Genomic DNA, 17717 nt, shown 5'->3' with positions numbered 1-17717 from the left:
GATCGGGCGGCACCCCTCGGAAGGAGGCCCCGGTGTCCCTGACGGACAAAGCCATCGAGCAGATCCGTGAACTGATCCGCACGGGTTTGCTGCCTCCCGGCTCCAAGCTGCCGCCGGAGGCCATCCTGGCGGCCCAGCTCGGCCTGTCCCGCAACCTCGCCCGCGAAGCGGTCAAGGCGCTGGCTGTCGCACGGGTCCTGGAGGTCCGGCGCGGTGACGGCACCTATGTGACCAGCCTCCAGCCGAGCCTCCTCCTGGAGGGTCTGGGCGGGGCCGTGGAACTCCTCCAGGGCGACTCGGGCGCCCTGCGGGACCTGATGGAGGTACGGCGGCTCCTCGAACCGGTCGCCACCGCGCTGGCCGCGACGCGGATCACCGACGAGCAGCTCGCCGAGGTCGAGCGGCACCTGGACGCCATGCGTGAGGCGCGTGACGACGTGGAGCTGCTCAACGTCCATGACGCGGCCTTCCACCGGGCCGTCGTCTCGGCCACCGGCAACGAGTCGCTGCTCGCCGTCCTCCAAGGCATCTCCGGCCGCACGCTGCGGGCGCGCATCTGGCGCGGCCTGGTCGACACCCGGGCTGCGGGCCGCACCCTCGCCGAGCACGAGGCGATCTTCGCGGCCCTGTCCGCACGTGACGCGGCCCTCAGCCAGGCGGCTGCGCTGCTCCATGTGAGCAACACCGAGCAGTGGCTGCGGGAACACCTGCGGTCCCTGGAGTCGGCCACCGCCTCATAGCCCGGCGGTCCAGGGCCGGGACGTCGTGGGACCGTGCCGTGTGGTGCCCTTTCCCGGAGACCGGAGACCGGAGACCGGAGACCGGAGACCAGGTCACGTCCGCAGCGGATTGGCCCGGGCTGCGGCCAGGAGGTACCAGGCGGTGGCGCCCGCGTGCCGGTAGGGGTAGTAGCCGAACCCGAAACCGGTGTCGAGCGGACTGCTCGCCGAGACGACCCCGGAGCGGGCGGGGAGTGCCGTGGCGCCGACGGTCTGGGAGCCGCCGAGGAGGTCCTGGGCACGTTCGATCGAGGCGAGCAGACGGCGAGCGCGCTGCTCGTCGCGGGCGGAGCCTCGCTCGCGCAGGGCCAGGGCGAGGTGGGCGGTGCCCTCGAACCAGACGCCGTTGCGGTCCGGCCGCGGCTGGCCGTCGGCGATCGGGGCGGCTTCGTTCGCCAGCAGACTCGCGGAGCTGAAGGTGACGCCGTCGTAGGACTGGCCGGACGGGACCGTGCTGTTGGGGCGGTCGGCCGTGTCCAGTACGGCCAGTGCGGTCGCGGCCCAGTCGAGCGAGCGGGCGTGCGTCCGGGAGTCGAGCGCGAGGTGGGTCCAGGTCTGGGTGTCCTCGGGGACCGGGGACTTGTTGATCGTCACGCCGTCGTTGGTGCCGGTGTAGAAGAAGCCGCCCGACGGCTCCCACATCTTCTCCACGAACGCTCGCGCCCGTGCGCGACGCTCCCGCCAGACCCTGTCCCCGGTGAGCCGGGCCAGCCGCCCGAACAGGCCGACCAGGTCGGTGTTGTGCTCGGTCGAGGTGAACGGCAGCCGCTCGTCGGCCCCGTTGACGCCGAACTTGTAGCCGCCCAGTGGCTCGTCGGTGCGCGCCACCCGCTCGATCCACTCGCCGATCCGCACCGCGCCGGTGAGGAAACGCCGCTCACCGGTCCGCCCCGCGAGCGCGGCGAGCGCGATACCGGCCCACGCCATGTCGCCCACCGCGGTGCCGGTGAAGCCGAACTGCGTACCGACGTTGGCCGTGCCGTCCGCCCGGACGAAACCGTCCGGCTGCGGGGAGCCGTCGTAGAAGGTGTAGGGACCGACGTTGTACGCCTGTCGCAGTCTGCCGTCGTCGTGGGCGGGGTCGTGGGACTGGGCGTAGAGGAGCGCGTCACCGAGCGCCACGGCCCGGCTCTCACCTGCGGGGCCGGCGAGGAGGGCCAGGATCACCAGGGCGTTGTCGTAGGTGAACGCGGTGCTGAACAGGCCCGCCTGGTCGGCGTAGCTCTGGGTGAGCCGGATCGGGCCGTGGTCCGGGTAGGCGTCCATGGCGGCGGCGAGGAAGGCCCGCGCACGGCCTGGCGCGGCGGCCGCGGACCCGCCCTGCGCCGCCCGGGCCGGGCCGGTGCCGGTCGCGGTGACGACCGCGGCACCGATGCCGGTCGCGATGAGCGTACGGCGGCTGAGGGGCCGGCGTGGGCTGCCGTTCATGGGTCTCCTCGGAAGGATGGGCGGAGTGCCTGAGAGCGCTCTCAAGGGGCGGGCATCATTCTGCTGTCGCCTCGGTGGCGGGTCAACGTCCGGGATCCGAGAAGCAGTTGTCCGGTTTCCCGCGGCCGGCGTGACCGGAAGCGGCCGGCGGAGCCGAGTGGACCCGGGGTCGTCGGCCGCCGGGTTCGTCGGCCGGCCCCACGCCGAGCCCCACCGGCACGCGGCGGCCGGGACGCGGCTGGTGCGGAGCCGGCCCGCCAGGCTGGAGCCGGTGTGGAGCGATGAGCACCGGCGGTGCGCCGGGGCTGCATGGCGCTGCCGCTGATATCGGCGTCCGCGACGGGGTGCGCGCGGCGGCCGCCGAACTCGACGTACGGACGCCGTCGCCCGGCCCCGTGACCGTGCGGGTCGCGTACTCGCCGGGGGCTGCGCGTCGGCGCCGGATGCCCGAGTGGGCAGGGCGGGTTCCCCGGGCTGACGGTCGGCATGGCCGGGCCGCACCGGTTCGGCTCCGCGTACTGGCAGGGGGAGGACGCCGGCCTCAGGCGGCCGCTATGCCGGACCCGAAGGGACGAGCCTCCCGTGCGCGATGAGCGAAGCGGCCTGCTTGAGGCGGCGGAGCCTGATGCTGACGCTGTAGGCGTCGATGCCGGGCACCGCGGCCACACGGGTGGTGAGGTAGCGGTAGAGGTCCTCCGCGTCCCGGCAGGTGACGACGACCATGATGTTGTGGTCGCCGCTCATGGCTCCGGCGAAGGCCACCTCGTCGTGGCCCGCCAACTCCTCGCCGACACGCTGGAGATGAGCCGGGGCGACGCGCAGCCAGAGGGTGGCGTTGAGGTGGTATCCCAGCCGTTCGGCGAGCAGGTCGACGCTGTACGACAGCGCCCCCGATGACTCCAGGGCGGCGAGCCGGCGGGCGACGCGTGCAGTGGACCAGCCGGTGAGTTCGGCGAGCCGGGTGTGGGTGGTACGGCCGTCCTCGGTGAGCGCGTCGAGCAGCGGGGTGTCCTCCGCGCCGGGCGGGTCGTGGGGCTCCGCGGGCGCGGGAGGCCGGTCGGCGGTGAGCAGGTCCACCTGCTCGGGAGTGAGGTGACCGCCGTAGCCGCCCCACCCGGAGAAGCCGTTGGTGCCGAAGGGGTGGATCAGCAGGTCGATGCTGACGTCCAGCACGGAGGCGGCCTTGGGCAGCTGCCGGAGCAGGATGTCGTCGCGCGCGGCGTCGACCGGCGAGTGGATCATGCAGATGATCTCCGAACCGCCGGAGGCGAGACCGACGTAGGCGATGTCGGGTCGGCGGGTGAGCGCGTCCGCGAGCGGTGCGACCCGGTCGGGGCGGCAGCGGATGCGGGTGATCCAGCGCGCGAGGCCGTGTGCCTCCGGGTTGACCAGGCCCACCACCCGCATCACGCCCTCGCGCCGCAGAGCCTGGTAGCGCCGGGCAGCGGTCTGCTCCGACACTCCGGCGACCTCACCGATCATCCGGAACGAGGCACGCGGGGCGTGGTGCAGGGCGCGGAGGATTTTCCTGTCGATCTCGTCGGCCATGGGAGAAGTGTGGCAGCAGGGGTGACCGCCGTGGAGGTTTACATGCACTTTCGGCTACGGCGTTGGGGGTTCGGGCCCGTGTCACCGAAGCTGGGGCGCCCGAGATCCCGAGAAGCAAGTGAACGACCGCGGCGTGCGTCGCCGTAGAGGAGAGTTCCCCGTGAATGTCACGACCCCGGCAAGCGGGCCGGCCGAGCGGCGCACGGCCACGCTCGTCATGGCCTGCCTCGGCGTCTTCGTCGCCTACCTGCCGGTCACCACGGTCGCCGTGAGCCTGCCCGTCATCCAGTCGGCGCTGAACGCGACGACCGCCCAACTGTCGTGGGTCCAGGACGCGTTCGTCCTGCCCATGGCCGCGTTCATCCTGACCGCCGGAGTCGTCGGTGACGTGTACGGACGCAAGAAGGTCTTCCTGGGCGGGCTGCTGTTCTCCGCGGCCGGTGCCACCGTCGCGCTCACCGCCCAGTCGGTGCAGATGCTGTGGATCGGCCAGGCACTCGCCGGACTCGGCGCGGCCACGCTGCTGCCCACCACGCTGGCGCTGATCAGCCACGCGGTACCCGACCACCGGGAGCGCGGCACGTTCATCGGCCTGTGGGCCACCTCGCTGATGGCGGCGCTCGCCGTCGGCCCGATCGTCGCCGGGGTGATCCTCGACCACTTCGCCTGGCGTTGGATCTACCTGCTGGCGATCCCGGTCTCGCTGTTCGCCGCCGGCATCGCAGCCCGGCTGCTGACCGACTCGCGCGCGCCCTTCGAGCGGCGGCTGGACTGGCCCGGCCAGATCTCCGCCACGGTGACCGTCACCGCCCTGGTGTACGGCGTCATCGAGGGCGGAGCCGATTCCTTCACCGGCCCGAAGGTGCTGACGGCCCTCGCGGTGGCCGTCGTGGGCGGTGTCGCCTTCGTGCTCGCGGAGCGGCGCAGCGACAGTCCGATGCTCGACCTCGCGTTGTTCCGCAGCCCGGCCTTCACCGCCACCACACTCGTCGCGATGATCACCTTCCTCGCGCTGATCGGCTTCTTCTTCCTGCTCAGCCTCTACTTCGGGATGGTGCAGCGACTCGACACCCTGGAGGCGGCCCGGCGACTGCTGGTGGTGACCGCGTGCGCCCTCCTGGTCGGCGGGCCCGTGGGCCGCCTCATGCACCGGATCTCCGCGCGCGTGCTGATCGCGGGTGGTCTGCTCCTCGTCTCCGCCTCGCTGTTCGCGCTGACCGGCGTCGACGCGGACACCTCCTTCCTGTCACTGGCCTGGCGGCTGGCGCCCCTGGGGCTGGGAATGGGGGTCGTCATGACCCCGATGACCGCGACGGCCGTGGCCTCCGTGCCGCACCACCTCGCGGGCATGGCCGCGGCGGGCAACAACGCCTTCCGCCAGGTCGGCGGCGCGCTCGGCCCGGCCGTCCTGGGGGCCCTGCTCACCACCCGGGCGCTGAACACCTTCCCCGCTCACCTGGCCGAGGCCGGGGTGACCGGGCCGGCGGGGGAACGGGTCCTCGCGGCGGCGGAACAGGGAGGCCTGGGCGCGGTCGCCGGGCTCGACCTGGGGGCGGACACCGGGCGGGCCATGGGCGCCCTGGGCGAGGCCTTCCTGGACGGGCTGCGGCTGTGCCTGACGGTCGCAGGCTCACTCACCCTGCTCGCCGCGCTGGTCGCCCTCGTCCTGCTGCGCCGCCCCTGGAACGCGGGGGCCGGGCACACGCAGGTCGCCGCGTCCAACCCGGCGGGCGGTGGTGTCGCCGTCGAGGGGGCTGCGGCGACGGCGACGGCGGCGGGGAGCCGCGGGGAGGGCTGAGGGCAGACAAGGCTCCCGGGGCGGCCGCCGGGGTGTCGCACCCTCGGGCCGCCCCGGGAGCCGGACGTTCGGCGAACCGGAGGTCGGAGCCGGGGAAGGTGCCGGGCTGTCGCCCACCGGAAGGTCGGAGCCGGGGAAGGTGCCGGGCTGTCGCCCATCCGAGACCGCTTCCCGGGTTCCGGTGCCGCAGCTCCCTGAAGCGTTGGGCCGTCCGCTTCGCAGACCCGGTCCCCGGTCGCTGGCCTCAGCTTCCCCGCCTGCGCTCCCAGCCGTACAGGGTGTGGAAGTGCCCGGACGCAGAGGTGCCCGGCCGTGGAAGTGCTTGAGCACCTTCACCGGCCGGACACGTCAGCTGCGTCCCGGTCCACCGCTGCCGAAGCCGCCGCTGCCGCCCTCGTCCCAGCGGGGCCGCTCCTGCGACGAGCCCGTCCGGGTGGGACTGTTGCCGTGGCCCGGCAGCTCGTGCGGGTTCAGCCGGGTCTCGCTCCTGGGCATCTCGTCGGCCTCCCGGTGCTCCCGGACCTCACGGACCGGACCGCCCTCGGGCAGTTTCGGCTGTTCGTCGGGCGTGGGCGGGCGAGACTCGTTGCGCCTGACCCGGGAGCCCAGCCAGAAGGCGCCGATCAGGACCCCGACGATCACCACACCCGCCACGATCAGCCCGGCCGCGAGGCCGCCCCGGCCCGCGGCGATGTCCATCCATTCGGTGTTCACGGCTTGGTTCATGCCACGCGAGTACCCCGGGCACCCCGGGTGAACCGACTCGGCCCGGCAGGCCGGAAACCCCGGGAACACCGGGTTTGGCGGCCCGGACCACGGCTACCCGCCCGGTGTGACGACGACTACTTCCCAGCAGGAACTCTTCCGTTTCCTGGAGGACCGCTTCGCCTGTGCCCAGGCGTGCACCGAGTGTGCACGCATCTGTGCGCTGCGTGCGAGCCTGGTCGATCCGGACGGCACCGAGGAGCAGGAACTACTGCGCCGCAAGGGCATCATGTGCGCGGAGGTGTGCGACGCGACCTGCCGTGTGCTCTCCGAGGAGAACCATCTCGACGAGGCCGGCATCCGCGTCCAGCTGGAATGGTGCCGGTCGGTGTGCCTTGAGTGCGCCCAGGTCCTGGACCGGCATGCCGGCAACGAGGACGCGGCGAAGGCGTGCCGCGAGTGCGCCCAGGTGTGCACGGACTTCATGGCGACCCTGGTCTGACCGTTCCCAATTTCTGGAACACGTTCTACGGTGTGCGCCGTCAGGACCGGCCTGGGAGCCTGGAGGCGTCGTGCATCTCGACCACACACCCGAACAGCAACGGCTGCGCACGGAACTGAGCACCTACTTCGCCGATCTGGTCCCGGACAACGCGCACGCCCGTTTCACCGACCGGGACGCCCAGAAGCGCTTCTACCGCGACACCATCCGACGCCTCGGCGCCGACGGCTGGCTCGGCGTGGGCTGGCCCAAGGAGTACGGCGGCCGCGGACTGACCGCGACGGACCAGTTCATCTTCTTCGACGAGGCCGCCCAGGCCGGCGTACCGCTGCCGCTGATGGCCCTCAACACCGTCGGCCCGACGATCATGCAGTACGGCACCGACGAGCAGAAGTCCTGGTTCCTGCCCCGCATCCTCGCCGGTGAGATCGACTTCGCGATCGGCTACAGCGAGCCCGACGCGGGCACCGACCTGGCGTCCCTGAAGACCCGCGCGGTACGGGACGGCGACGAGTACGTCGTCAACGGCCACAAGATCTGGACCACCAACGGCGACACCGCCGACTGGGTCTGGCTCGCCGTCCGCACCGACCCGGACGCCCCGCCGCACAAGGGCATCACCATGCTCCTGATGCCGACCACCGACCCCGGCTACTCGTGCACGGTCATCAACACCCTCGCCTCGCACGACACCACGGCCAGCTACTACGAGAACGTCCGCGTCCCCGTCTCGCACCGCGTCGGCGAGGAGAACCAGGGCTGGCGGCTGATCACCAACCAGCTCAACCACGAGCGGGTCACGCTCGCCGCCCACGGCACGATGGCGATCCGCGCCCTGCACAACGTGCAGCGCTGGGCGTCGGAGACCAAGCTCACCGACGGCCGCCGCGTGATCGACCTGCCCTGGGTGCGCCGCCTCCTCGCCCGGACCCACATGCGCCTCGACGCGCTCAAGCTCCTCAACTGGCGGATGGTGGGTGCCGTCCAGGACGGCACCCTGACCCCCCAGGACGCCTCCGCGGTCAAGGTCTACGGCTCCGAGGCCCGCCGGGACGCCTACGCGTGGCTCATGGAGATCGTCGCGGCGGCCGGCGCGCTGAAGGAGGGCTCGGCGGGCGCCGTCCTCCACGGTGAACTGGAGCGCGGCTACCGCTCGGCGGTGATCTTCACCTTCGGCGGCGGCAACAACGAGATCCAGCGGGAGATCATCTCGTGGATCGGTCTGGGTATGCCGCGCGTACGGCGTTAGCCTGCTGTGACGAGGGTTTTTGGTTGGCACAAAAGAGGGATAGTTGGCACCAAGATCGCTGCTGCTTCTCAGAGGTGACGGCGCATCACCTCAATGCAGGCTGCTCGGGCGGCTGTTGATCGGTCACGGGGATAGGTGGAGCCGAGGTTCATCCCCTCGTCGGTCCTGATGGGTGCCTGCTGCCAGGCGAGACTCATCTGTGCGCCGGCTTCCGCGCGGGCCGTGGCGACGAGGATCGCGTACGGCCCTGCGACGGACGACGCTTCGATCTGGAGCCTGCCTGGTGGAACGCCATGCGCGCCGGCAGACTGCTGACCTCGTCCGTGAGTTGCTGCCGGACCAGGTCCGAGGACGCCGGGCGGCGTCGTATGCGGTACGGCATCTCCAGGTACTCCTCGACCGCGGTCAGGGCTTCGGCGAAGGGTTCGCGTTGCAGGGGAGGGCATGATGGTCGGCAGGTGGCGTTCCGCGACGAGCGTGCCAGTGAAATCTGAGTTGAGCCTGGCAAGGCTCCGGACCGTACTCCATGGGCCGATCGGTCTCTTCCTGCACGGCTGCGGGGCGGCCTGTTCAGACTTTCGCCTACAGCTGTAGCGCGACGCCGGAACAAACTGGTCGTCCAGGCAGTCCGGATATCGAACGAGGCCGTCGATGCGGCTCCGGCGCTCACCCGGCGATCGCTCTACCGACGGTTACCCGTGTCAGGACTGTTACCGCTGGTCGGGGCTTCCAACATTCGGCGGTGAAGTTCTGTGGTCATGGCATGGATCGCCCGAGTCGGTTCGGTGTTCGTCTGGAGCTCCAATTCTTGCCCGACGAAGTCGTGATCAGCTTTTGCCTGCTGGAGCTCTGCTTGCCGGTTCTGGCCGATCATGAGGAGCGGGACGTTGTCCTCGTAGGACTCCTCTTGACGGAGCCGCTGTGTCCAGACACATGTGTCACGTCCGGCGTGTGCTCTCCACGGCTTGCAGCCGCTTCTGCCGAGAACTTGATCGCGCCTCGTATTAGGGCCGGTTGGCCCCCTGCATGGTCCTTCGGCCCAGAGCGCGACGACGGCCGGAGCGGGACATTGGAGAGGTCACCGCACTTGCGGTGGCAGCGCCAGGAGGACGGGATCGCTATGGCAGTTCACGATCATTCGAGCGGGCGAGCCGGACTAGGGCTCCCCTCGCGCCGCAGGGCATCGACCTCGGCGACATCCGTCGCGGCGCGTGACACCACCCGGTCGACCGCGTTCGCCATGGTCTTCGCGGGCGTACGGATCCTGACCGGGTTCGTCTTCCTCTGGGCTTTCCTCGACAAGACTTTCGGGTTGGGCTATGCGACCGCTTCGGGCAAGGGCTGGATCGACGGAGGCTCGCCGACCAAGGGCTTCCTGAGCGGGGTCGCTGCGGGACCGTTGCAGTCGACCTTCCACAGCATGGCGGGCGACACCTGGGTGGACTGGCTGTTCATGCTGGGGCTGTTGGCCATCGGCGTCACCGTGATGTCGGGCGTGGCGCTGCGGTTCGCCGCCGTCGCGGGCACCGTGATGATGGCGTTGATGTGGGCTGCCGAGTGGCCGCCGGCCCAGCACCTCGCGACCGGTGCGCCGAGCATGTCGTCCAACCCGCTGGTCGACTACCACGTCCTGTACGGCGCGATTCTCATCGCCCTCGCTGTCGGCCATGCCGGTCGGGTGTGGGGCCTTGGCCGTGGCTGGGAGAGCAGGGCGATCGTGCGCGACAACCACTGGTTGAGCTGAGGGGCCGGCAGTCATGCGACACAGCAAGATCGGCTCTGTGATGACGGGCGACGTTGTACACGTCGAGTTCGGCACTCCGTTCAAGGAGGTCGCCCGTCTCCTTGCCCACCAAAGGATCAGTGGTCTGCCCGTCGTGGACGGCGACGAGCGGGTGATCGGGGTGGTCTCCGGCACCGACCTCATGCTCCACCAGGCACGCACAGCGGGTTCCCCCGAGCCCCCGCGCCTGCGCTTCCTGCCCAAGGGGCGAGGGGTCGGGGACGACGATGTCAGGGTTCGGTCCCATTCGGCCGGCCAACTGATGTCGAAGCCGGCCGTCACGGTGCACGCCGAGGACACCGTCGCCGTCGGCGCGCGGATGATGGCGCAGCACGGGGTCGAACGGCTGCCGGTCGTCGACGAGGAGGACCGCCTGGTCGGCATCGTGACCCGGCGGGACCTGCTGCAGATCTTCCTGCGGCCGGACGCGCACCTGCACCGTGAGGCCGTGGAAGAGGTACTGGGCGGGGCCCTGTGCCTGCCACCCGCAGCGGTTGCTGTCGACGTGCACGACGGGGTGGTCACGCTCACGGGCGAGGTGGAGCGGCGCATCGAGGCCACGGTCGCGCAGCGGATGATCCAGCAGGTCGACGGTGTGATCGATGTCGTCTCCGAGCTGACCTGGCGTATCGACGACAGCGTGGGCGAGGCGGTGGAGGAAGACCTGAAGGACGTCGCGGACGCCTGGATCCACAAACTCTGAGAGGGAGGATCGGCCATGGCACGGCGAGCACTCATCGCGTATGGGACGAAGAACGGTTCGACACAGGGGATAGCCGACGCCGTCGCGGATGCCTTGCGCACCCACGGGATGGACGCCGAGGTGTATCCCGCTTCCGAGGTCAGGGACGTGAGCCCGTACGACGTGGTGGTTCTCGGCGGCGCGCTGTACGCGGGCCGCTGGCACGGGGACGCGGTGCGGTTCGCGCGCCGGCACCGTGCCGCGCTGCTGGATCGGGCGGTGTGGCTGTTCAGCAGTGGTCCGCTCGACGCGTCGGCCGACAAGCGGGACATCCCACCGGTGCGGGGCGCCCGGCGCGCGTCGGTGCGCCTCGACGCCCGGCAGCACGTGACGTTCGGCGGCCGGCTCGAAGCCGGGGCGCGAGGCCGCATGGCACGGATGATCGTCGAGTCCGGACGCGGCGGGGACTATCGGGACTTCGACCGGATCTCCTCGTGGGCCACCGGTATCGCGCAGGAGAGCGCCGCGGAGGCGCAGGTGTGATGACGAGCGCCGGACCGCGATGTGGCGGTGGCGGAGCAATCCGCTGCGCCGGACCTCGGACATTGTCGAGGCGTGGACCCGGCTCCTGCTGGGAGCATTTCTCGTGCTCGCCGCCCCGCTCGCCTGCGAGGTGGCGGTCGAGGCCACCTGCCACCACGAGCCGGACAGGGGTGAGCAGCAACGAAGTTCCCGGAATCCGGTGCAGGCGACGCTGATCGGGAGTGCTCCCGCGGAGAACCTGAACACAGAGCGCGGAGTGGTCGGTACGAAAGGCAAGGCCGTTGTCCGCTGGAGCGTCCGGGGCCACGAGAAGACCGGGATCGCCACGGTAACGGCCGACAGCCTCAGCGGGACGACAACCACGATCTGGGTTGATCGGCGCAGTCGAGTCACAGCGGCACCGCTTGATCCCTGTGCCGTCGTGGCGCGGTCCGCGGGTGCAGGTGTCGCCGCGTTCGCGGGTGTCATCTTCGCGGTGCTCGATGTCCGGCTGGTTGTCGTACGTATCGGCTTTCGCCGGCGGTTGATCGAGTGGGATCGGGCCTGGGCCGATGTCGAGCCTCAATGGGCTCATCGGGCCTGAGACGCCAGGCTTCCCGCAGAGCATCTTGATACAGGGGCCGGGTCAACTCGTGGAGTGGTCATGGCTGTTCGCTCCCTAGGTGTGGCAGTTGGGGGCCGGCACTGCGGCCGGTGCGCGCCGCGGAGTTCGTTGCCGTCGCGGTGCGGAATGTGCGCCGGAGGACCCTCGGGCTGGGAGCGGCGGTGGGGCTACGGACATGGGCGGGTACTGAAGAGGGCCAGGCCCGATCGACGGGGACAACCGACGCCCGGAGGGCGATGTGAGCCAGGAACGCGTTTTCACACCGGAGTCACCGATCCGGGTCTTCCTGCTCGACGATCAAGAGGTCGTACGACGCGGAGCGCATGACCTGCTCGATCTGGAGCCGGACATCACGGTGGTCGGCGAGGCGAGTACCAGCGCCCAGGCGCTGGTCCGCGGCCCGGCGCTGCGTCCGGACGTCGCGATCCTGGACATTCGCCTTCCTGACGGTGACGGCATCACCGTCAGCCGTGAACTGCGTGCCCGGATGCCAGAGATGGCCTGTCTGATGCTGACGTCGTTCGACGATGACGATGCCCTGCTGGACGCGATCATGGCCGGGGCGGCTGGCTACGTCCTGAGACAGATCAAGGGCTCTGATCTGGTCACGGCGGTGCGGACAGCGGCGTCGGGGCAGTCGATGCTGGACCCGGCGACCATCGGACGGTTGATGGGCAGTCTGCGCGCGCCCTCCGGGCAACCGGGTTCAGAGGCAGGACAGTTGGGCGCTCTGACCGTGCGCGAACGCGAGATACTGGATCTCATCGGTGAGGGTCTCACCAATCGGCAGATCGGCAAGCGTATCTATCTGTCGGAGAAGACCGTGAAGAACCACATCGCGCGGCTTCTGGCGAAACTCGGGGTCGAGCGCCGCGTCCAGGCAGCGGTCCTGGCGGTCCGGCTCGCACCGCTGTGCCACAACACGTGATACGCAGGGCCGCGCTAGCGCCGATCGGGAAGCGGTACGCCCCAGCACAGAAGGGTGCCGCTCTCGGGCGGTGCGGCCAGGGTGAGTTCACCGCCCAGGTTCCGCGCTCGCTCGCTGAGATTGCGCAGCCCGCTGCGGTGTCCGCCTTCGCCGATTCCGACACCGTCGTCGGTGACGGTCAGGGTGAGCCGCTCCTTGCGGACGACGAGTGCGATCTCCGCGGACGAGGCGTGTGCGTGCCGGGCGATGTTCGCCAGCGCTTCGCTCAGCACCGCCACGACCTCGTCCGCCATGGCGTGCGGGACATCGGTGTCGAGCAGTCCCTCCATGAGCAGGGAAGGAGTGAACCCCAGCGCGAGAACGGCTTCCTCGGCGGTCTTGGACGCACGGGCCCGCAGGCCGTGGCCGGTCGCGGTGCTGTCGTGGGCCCGCAGACCGAAGATCGTGGACCGGATGATTTTGATGGTGGTGTCGAGGTCGTCGACCGCCCGGTCGATCCGCTCGGTCCCTTCCGGGTGCGCCACGAAGCGATGCGCGCTCTGCAGTGTCATTCCCGTGGCGAACAGCCGTTGGATGGCCAGGTCGTGGAGGTCGCGCGCGATACGGTCGCGGTCCTCCAGCAGGCTCACCTGCTCGGCCGCCCTGCGCCGGTCGGCGAGTTCCAGCGCGAGGGCGGCCTGGCCGGCGAAGCCGGGCAGCGGCTCGATCTCCGCCTGGGTGAAAGGCGGGCACCCGGCGGTGCGCGCGAGGACGAGTACCCCGCGATCTCCGTCACTGGTACTCATGGGAACGGCGACCGTCGGCCCCAGCCCCGTCCAGCGTTCGGGACAGTAGGTGGCCCTCGGATCACTCCCCACATCCGAGGTGACGATCAACTGCCCTGCGGCCAGGGCCGCCCCGCTCAGAGTTCCCTCGCGCGGCAGCCTCACACCACGATGCAGCGCGGCACCCTCCCCGAGCGCGAGTACGCCGCGCAGTTCCTGCGTTCCGGCAGTGACCAGGTCGACCACGCCGAGATCGGCCGAGGTGATGTCCTGCGCCCGGGTCAGCATCAGCTCCAGCACCTTCGTCTCCGGGGTTCCGGAGAGCAGGCCGCGGGTGAGTTCGGCGCCGGCAGCCATCCAGCGCTCTCTGACCTGTGCCTCCGCGTACAGGCGGGCGTTGTCGATCGCCACCCCTGCCGCTACGGCCAGGGTCGACAGGACGGCTTCGTCCTCGCTGTCGAACTGCGCACCACCGCGTTTCCCGGTGAGGTAGAGGTTGCCGAACACTTCTCCTCGGACACTGACGGGCACACCCAGGAAGGAGTGCATCGCCGGGTGATGCGGAGGGAAGCCGTGCGAGGCCGGGTGCTGCGACAGCTCTGCCAGCCGCAGCGGTTCCGGATGCCTGATCAGTTCCCCGAGTACGCCGTGCCCGGCGGGCAGAGCCCCGATCTGGGCCTGCTCGGCCTCGCTGACACCGATAGTGATGAACTGGGTGAGGCTCTGATCGGGACCGATGACACCAAGTGCGCCGTATTCGGCATCGACCAGGACCACCGCGGCCTCGGTGATGTGGCGCAGCACCTGGGAGAGATCGAGCTCGCGGCCCACCGACAGGATCGCCTGCAGCAGCCCGTGAAGGCGCCCTCGCGTGCCGCGGACCACCCGGATCTGGGTCTGGAGTTCTTCGAGCAGCTCGTCCAGACGCAGTTGCGGCACCATCCCGGACCGTGCGTGTTCCTCGACGTTCACTTGCTGCCTCCGGTCGCTCGGTCGTCCCGGGCGGTCTGTTGTTGCTGGTGCCCGGTGGGTGGCGCGGCCAGGTCAGAACTGGTGCTCCGCGTCATGACAGGTGAGGCACGTGATGCGGCGAGCGGGTTCCTTGAGGGTGGTCACACCCATGCCTTCCGGCCGCTCCAGATGCTGCGGGTTGACCTTGACGTGATCGGGGCAGAGGGCGGCTCCGCAGTTCCGGCAGACTGCGACGGCAGCGGTGGCCGTCCCGGACTGGTGACACTCGTAGCAGTTCATGCTTTCTTCTCCTCTCTGAAGGGTTGACGGATGCGACGGGGTGCGCGAGCACGCCGGTCGAGCCGAGTCCTGAAACAGGCGCAGGCTTCAGCGACGTACGAGCTGTGCGTCCCCGTTCCGCGGTCCCTGCGAGCGTGCGGTGCTGCCCATCGGCCAACATCTCGGCAAGCGCCGAGGGGCGAAGGGACACGACCACCGACGCTGCGGGGAGCCCCTCGGACTGTCTTGGCGGGATCAGGCAGTCCTCCCACCAGGACAGCACCGTCATCGTGCCGATCAGGGCGAGCGGGAGCACCGTTGGGAGGAGCAGCAGGTACATGAGTACCGCCAGGGCTTCGATGGCCTGTCGAGGAGGGCGAGGCAGGAGAGACGCCTCGCTGGACGCATCGGGTAGCCCAGGGCCACCGGGTCCAAAGAACGAAACACGGCCCTGCGACGAGTGAGCGGAAGTGCTCCGGTGCGACATCGCGGTGAAGCGGCGCGGCCGGGGACCAGGGCAGCACCACCCACACTAGTCCCCGGACTCGGTCCTGGACAGCGACAGCCGCCCGGGGGCCCGGCTGCGCGACCGCAGTCGGGGAACTGGTTCGCATCCCGTGATGCCGCACCATGTCCTGGGCCTTCCGCCAGGGCCGGTTCGGGTGGGCCGGTCAGCGTGGCTGCGGGGCCCGTTCGGCCCTACCCCCGGGTCCCGCAGGCGGCGCAGGCTCACCACGGGACCTGCCATCGGCCCCGCGCCTGTCCGGTAGTCCGGCAGGCAACGCATTCCCCGGACCTGACTGCTCGCCGAGCACTGGCCCGTCTTCCGAGGGAGCCGACAAGGCAGCCTTGATCACAGTCGTGGTGTATTCGTCGTCCTGGCCCTGATCGGGTTGGCGACGTCGATCCGCATCGTGCGGCAGTACGAGAAGGGGGTCGTGTTCCGGTTCGGCCGGATCGCGGGGGCACGTGCCCCGGGGCTGAGACTGATCATCCCGTTCGTCGACGTGCTGCACCGGGTCTCGCTGCGGATCGTCACGATGCCCATTCAGTCGCAGGGGATCATCACGCGCGACAACGTCAGCGTCGACGTGTCGGCGGTGGCGTAGATGCCGTGAAGTCGGTCATCGCGATCGAGAACGTGCACGACGCGATCAACCAGATCGCCCAGACCACCCTGCGCAAGGTGGTGGGCCGGCACACCCTGGACGAGACCCTGTCGGAGACCGACCGCATCAACCTGGACATCCGCGAGATCCGCCCCGCCGGTGCCGCCTTGTCCGGGGGCCGGGTCTGAGGCGCTGGTTGGGCGGCGTCGGGCGCCTCGTTGTTGATGCGGGTGCTCATAGAGGGGTCTTCCTCGCTGTCTGTTCACGTGCAGGGCCGGCGGCACCACGAAGGGCACCGCAGGCTGTGGTCCGCCTCCACTGCGGTTCAGGCCGGGCCGTGGCGGTGGTCCGCTGCGGTGGCGGAGTGCTGCGCCCGCGGCGAGTGGCCGGAATCGCCGTCGCAGGGGGTGAACAGCACCCACAGTCCCGAGCGCAAGGAGGCGACGACGGCGCGCTCGGGGAGACCGAGCAGGTGGGAGACGGCGGCGCAGGAGCGGTCTCCGATGAGGTGGAGAGCGAGTTCGACGCGGTCGAACGGGGAGGCGGCTACGTCGGGACAGCGGTCCCTCGTAGCGGGCAGATGCGCGGGAGCGGGGTGCGAGCGTGCTCGGTGAGGAGCGGGCGCAGCAGCGGCAGATTCCTCTCCTGGGGCGCGGGCGGTAGCTGGCTCGGCCGGGTCGCTGAGCACTTCGGACAGAGCCGCGTCGACTACGCCCGGGTGGTCGGTCATGAGGGTGGACAGGGCGTGGATGGCCATCAGATGACGGTTGCACCAGGCGACGACCGAGCGCCGGCGGGCGAGGAGCTGTTCGATCTGCAGCTCATGGGGTGAGGTGTCGGCGGCCTGGGTTCTGTCCGGCGTGGTCACCACGGCAAGCTCCGGATGCCGGGCTCGATGTCCGGGCACACGGGCGCAAGCCCGCTGGAAGGCCCGGTACGGGACACCGGACCGGCGCCGGGTTCGCCTGTCCCGGTGGTCAGGGCACGGCCACCTGTGCTGTGCCGATGCATTGTCAGTACGTGAGGGATGGGCATGGTGCCTCTATCCGGAAGCGGTCGGCACGGCGCCATGATGCGGGACAGGGCGTGTGTCTTCGCAAAGTGAGGACTGGAGCAACGGTCCTTGCAGATGCCCCAGGACACGGTCATGGGCTCCACGCCCAGCACCGTGCGTCCGCGAATGCGGCCTACGGCAGGAGAGTCGGGATCGCGCCGGTAGCCGCCGGGGAAGCACGGGGCGGCCGTACGCGGGGCCGCCCAATACATCCGTGTCAACTGGCAGTGTGCCGCCGGGGTCCAGGACGTCTGACCACCAGCGTAGCCCCATTCAGGTATGGCACAAGGCACCACTACCCGGCGTCACCGTGGGGGGGGGGGGGGGGGGGGGGGGGGGGGGGGGGGGGGGGGGGGGGGGGGGGGGGGGGGGGGGGGGGGGGGAGGGGGGGGGGGGGGTGGTGACCTACACCCCCCCCCCCCCCCCCCCGCCCCCCCCCCCCCTCCCCCCCCCCCCCCCCCCCCCCCCCCCCCCCCCCACGGTGACGCGGTTGATCAGACAGCCATGGGGGTCCCGTTCGGTACGGGGTCCGGGCTGGTCGTGACGCGTTTGGCGGGCGGCGTCGTCGCGGAGCCCGCTGCCGCGGTCTCGCGGGCGAGGAAGGAGCCGAGTTCGCCGATGGTGCTCATCAGCGGGGCGGGGAAGACGACGGTGGTGTTCTTGTCGACGCCGATCTCCACCAGGCTCTGCAGGTTGCGCAGTTGGAGGGCCAGGGGGTGGTCCATCATGATGTCGGACGCCTCCCCGAGGGCCGCTGCGGCCAGGGACTCGCCCTGGGCGTTGATGATCTTCGCCCTCTTCTCCCGCTCGGCCTCGGCCTGGCGGGCCATCGCGCGCTTCATGCTCTCGGGCAGCTGGATGTCCTTGAGCTCGACCAGCGTGACCTTTACGCCCCACTCGACGGTGGCGACGTCGAGGATCTCGCGGATGTCCAGGTTGATGCGGTCGGTCTCCGACAGGGTCTCGTCCAGGGTGTGCCGGCCCACCACCTTGCGCAGGGTGGTCTGGGCG

At 70.5% G+C, this 17717-nt stretch carries 18 protein-coding genes; 11 read left to right on the top strand and 7 right to left on the bottom strand.

Going from position 1 to position 17717, the window contains the following annotated elements; genetic code table 11:
* Positions 1-32: 32 nt before the first annotated feature.
* Entirely contained in the window at positions 33-740 is a 708-nt protein-coding gene (locus ACZ48Z_RS05585) for a FadR/GntR family transcriptional regulator (protein ID WP_468734490.1), read from the top strand.
* 93 nt (positions 741-833) lie between these two features.
* Here ACZ48Z_RS05585 and ACZ48Z_RS05580 read toward each other — a convergent pair whose 3' ends face one another.
* Complete coding sequence (locus tag ACZ48Z_RS05580; RefSeq protein ID WP_468734489.1) at positions 834-2207, bottom strand: Tat pathway signal sequence domain protein; 1374 nt, start codon at positions 2205-2207, stop codon at positions 834-836.
* Positions 2208-2759: 552 nt separating this feature from the next.
* Positions 2760-3755: an Lrp/AsnC family transcriptional regulator gene (locus ACZ48Z_RS05575; protein ID WP_468734488.1), complete on the bottom strand. Its 996-nt coding sequence runs from the start codon at positions 3753-3755 to the stop codon at positions 2760-2762.
* Positions 3756-3915: 160 nt separating this feature from the next.
* Between ACZ48Z_RS05575 and ACZ48Z_RS05570 the strand changes: the two genes are divergently transcribed.
* The gene (locus tag ACZ48Z_RS05570) at positions 3916-5553 is read left to right on the top strand and encodes an MFS transporter (RefSeq protein ID WP_468734487.1); all 1638 of its coding nucleotides are present in this window, start codon (positions 3916-3918) and stop codon (positions 5551-5553) included.
* A gap of 348 nt (positions 5554-5901) precedes the next feature.
* Here the strand turns inward: ACZ48Z_RS05570 and ACZ48Z_RS05565 are convergent, their stop codons facing one another.
* Positions 5902-6279, bottom strand: coding sequence for a DUF6479 family protein (locus ACZ48Z_RS05565; protein ID WP_468734486.1), 378 nt, complete (start codon positions 6277-6279; stop codon positions 5902-5904).
* Between the two features lie 106 nt (positions 6280-6385).
* Between ACZ48Z_RS05565 and ACZ48Z_RS05560 the strand changes: the two genes are divergently transcribed.
* From ACZ48Z_RS05560 to ACZ48Z_RS05530, 7 genes are all read left to right on the top strand, one after another.
* The gene (locus tag ACZ48Z_RS05560; protein WP_468734485.1) at positions 6386-6760 is read left to right on the top strand and encodes a four-helix bundle copper-binding protein; all 375 of its coding nucleotides are present in this window, start codon (positions 6386-6388) and stop codon (positions 6758-6760) included.
* A 70-nt stretch (positions 6761-6830) separates the two neighbouring features.
* Positions 6831-8009 (top strand): acyl-CoA dehydrogenase family protein, encoded by a 1179-nt coding sequence (locus ACZ48Z_RS05555; protein ID WP_468734484.1) that lies wholly within the window; start codon positions 6831-6833, stop codon positions 8007-8009.
* Positions 8010-9129: 1120 nt separating this feature from the next.
* The gene (locus ACZ48Z_RS05550) at positions 9130-9753 is read left to right on the top strand and encodes a hypothetical protein (protein WP_468734483.1); all 624 of its coding nucleotides are present in this window, start codon (positions 9130-9132) and stop codon (positions 9751-9753) included.
* 13 nt (positions 9754-9766) lie between these two features.
* Positions 9767-10495 (top strand): CBS domain-containing protein, encoded by a 729-nt coding sequence (locus ACZ48Z_RS05545; RefSeq protein ID WP_468734482.1) that lies wholly within the window; start codon positions 9767-9769, stop codon positions 10493-10495.
* A gap of 15 nt (positions 10496-10510) precedes the next feature.
* Positions 10511-11017 carry a flavodoxin domain-containing protein gene (locus ACZ48Z_RS05540; protein ID WP_468734481.1) on the top strand — a complete coding sequence of 169 codons (507 nt, stop codon included), beginning with the start codon at positions 10511-10513 and terminating at the stop codon, positions 11015-11017.
* Between the two features lie 19 nt (positions 11018-11036).
* Positions 11037-11600, top strand: coding sequence for an Rv1733c family protein (locus ACZ48Z_RS05535; protein WP_468734480.1), 564 nt, complete (start codon positions 11037-11039; stop codon positions 11598-11600).
* 259 nt (positions 11601-11859) lie between these two features.
* Positions 11860-12549, top strand: a complete 690-nt coding sequence (locus ACZ48Z_RS05530) for a response regulator (protein ID WP_468734479.1) — start codon at positions 11860-11862, stop codon at positions 12547-12549.
* Positions 12550-12563: 14 nt separating this feature from the next.
* Here ACZ48Z_RS05530 and ACZ48Z_RS05525 read toward each other — a convergent pair whose 3' ends face one another.
* The gene (locus ACZ48Z_RS05525) at positions 12564-14255 is read right to left on the bottom strand and encodes a sensor histidine kinase (RefSeq protein ID WP_468734861.1); all 1692 of its coding nucleotides are present in this window, start codon (positions 14253-14255) and stop codon (positions 12564-12566) included.
* 102 nt (positions 14256-14357) lie between these two features.
* The gene (locus ACZ48Z_RS05520; protein WP_468734478.1) at positions 14358-14564 is read right to left on the bottom strand and encodes a DUF2180 family protein; all 207 of its coding nucleotides are present in this window, start codon (positions 14562-14564) and stop codon (positions 14358-14360) included.
* An 872-nt stretch (positions 14565-15436) separates the two neighbouring features.
* Between ACZ48Z_RS05520 and ACZ48Z_RS05515 the strand changes: the two genes are divergently transcribed.
* On the top strand, positions 15437-15652 hold the full coding sequence (locus ACZ48Z_RS05515) for an SPFH domain-containing protein (protein WP_468734477.1): 216 nt from the start codon (positions 15437-15439) through the stop codon (positions 15650-15652).
* Between the two features lie 5 nt (positions 15653-15657).
* A complete protein-coding gene (locus ACZ48Z_RS05510) occupies positions 15658-15840 on the top strand; it encodes a hypothetical protein (protein ID WP_468734476.1) in 183 nt (60 codons plus the stop codon).
* A gap of 137 nt (positions 15841-15977) precedes the next feature.
* Here ACZ48Z_RS05510 and ACZ48Z_RS05505 read toward each other — a convergent pair whose 3' ends face one another.
* Together ACZ48Z_RS05505 and ACZ48Z_RS05500 are read right to left on the bottom strand one after the other, a co-directional pair.
* Positions 15978-16523, bottom strand: a complete 546-nt coding sequence (locus tag ACZ48Z_RS05505) for a hypothetical protein (protein WP_468734475.1) — start codon at positions 16521-16523, stop codon at positions 15978-15980.
* A gap of 677 nt (positions 16524-17200) precedes the next feature.
* Positions 17201-17717 (bottom strand): SPFH domain-containing protein (locus ACZ48Z_RS05500; RefSeq protein WP_468734474.1); only part of this gene is annotated, 517 nt, incomplete at its 5' end.

The sequence above is a fragment of the Streptomyces sp. NPDC031225 genome, assembly GCF_055570355.1.
Note: the sequence above shows the minus strand (reverse complement) of the source record. Positions and strands in the feature narration are given on the sequence as shown.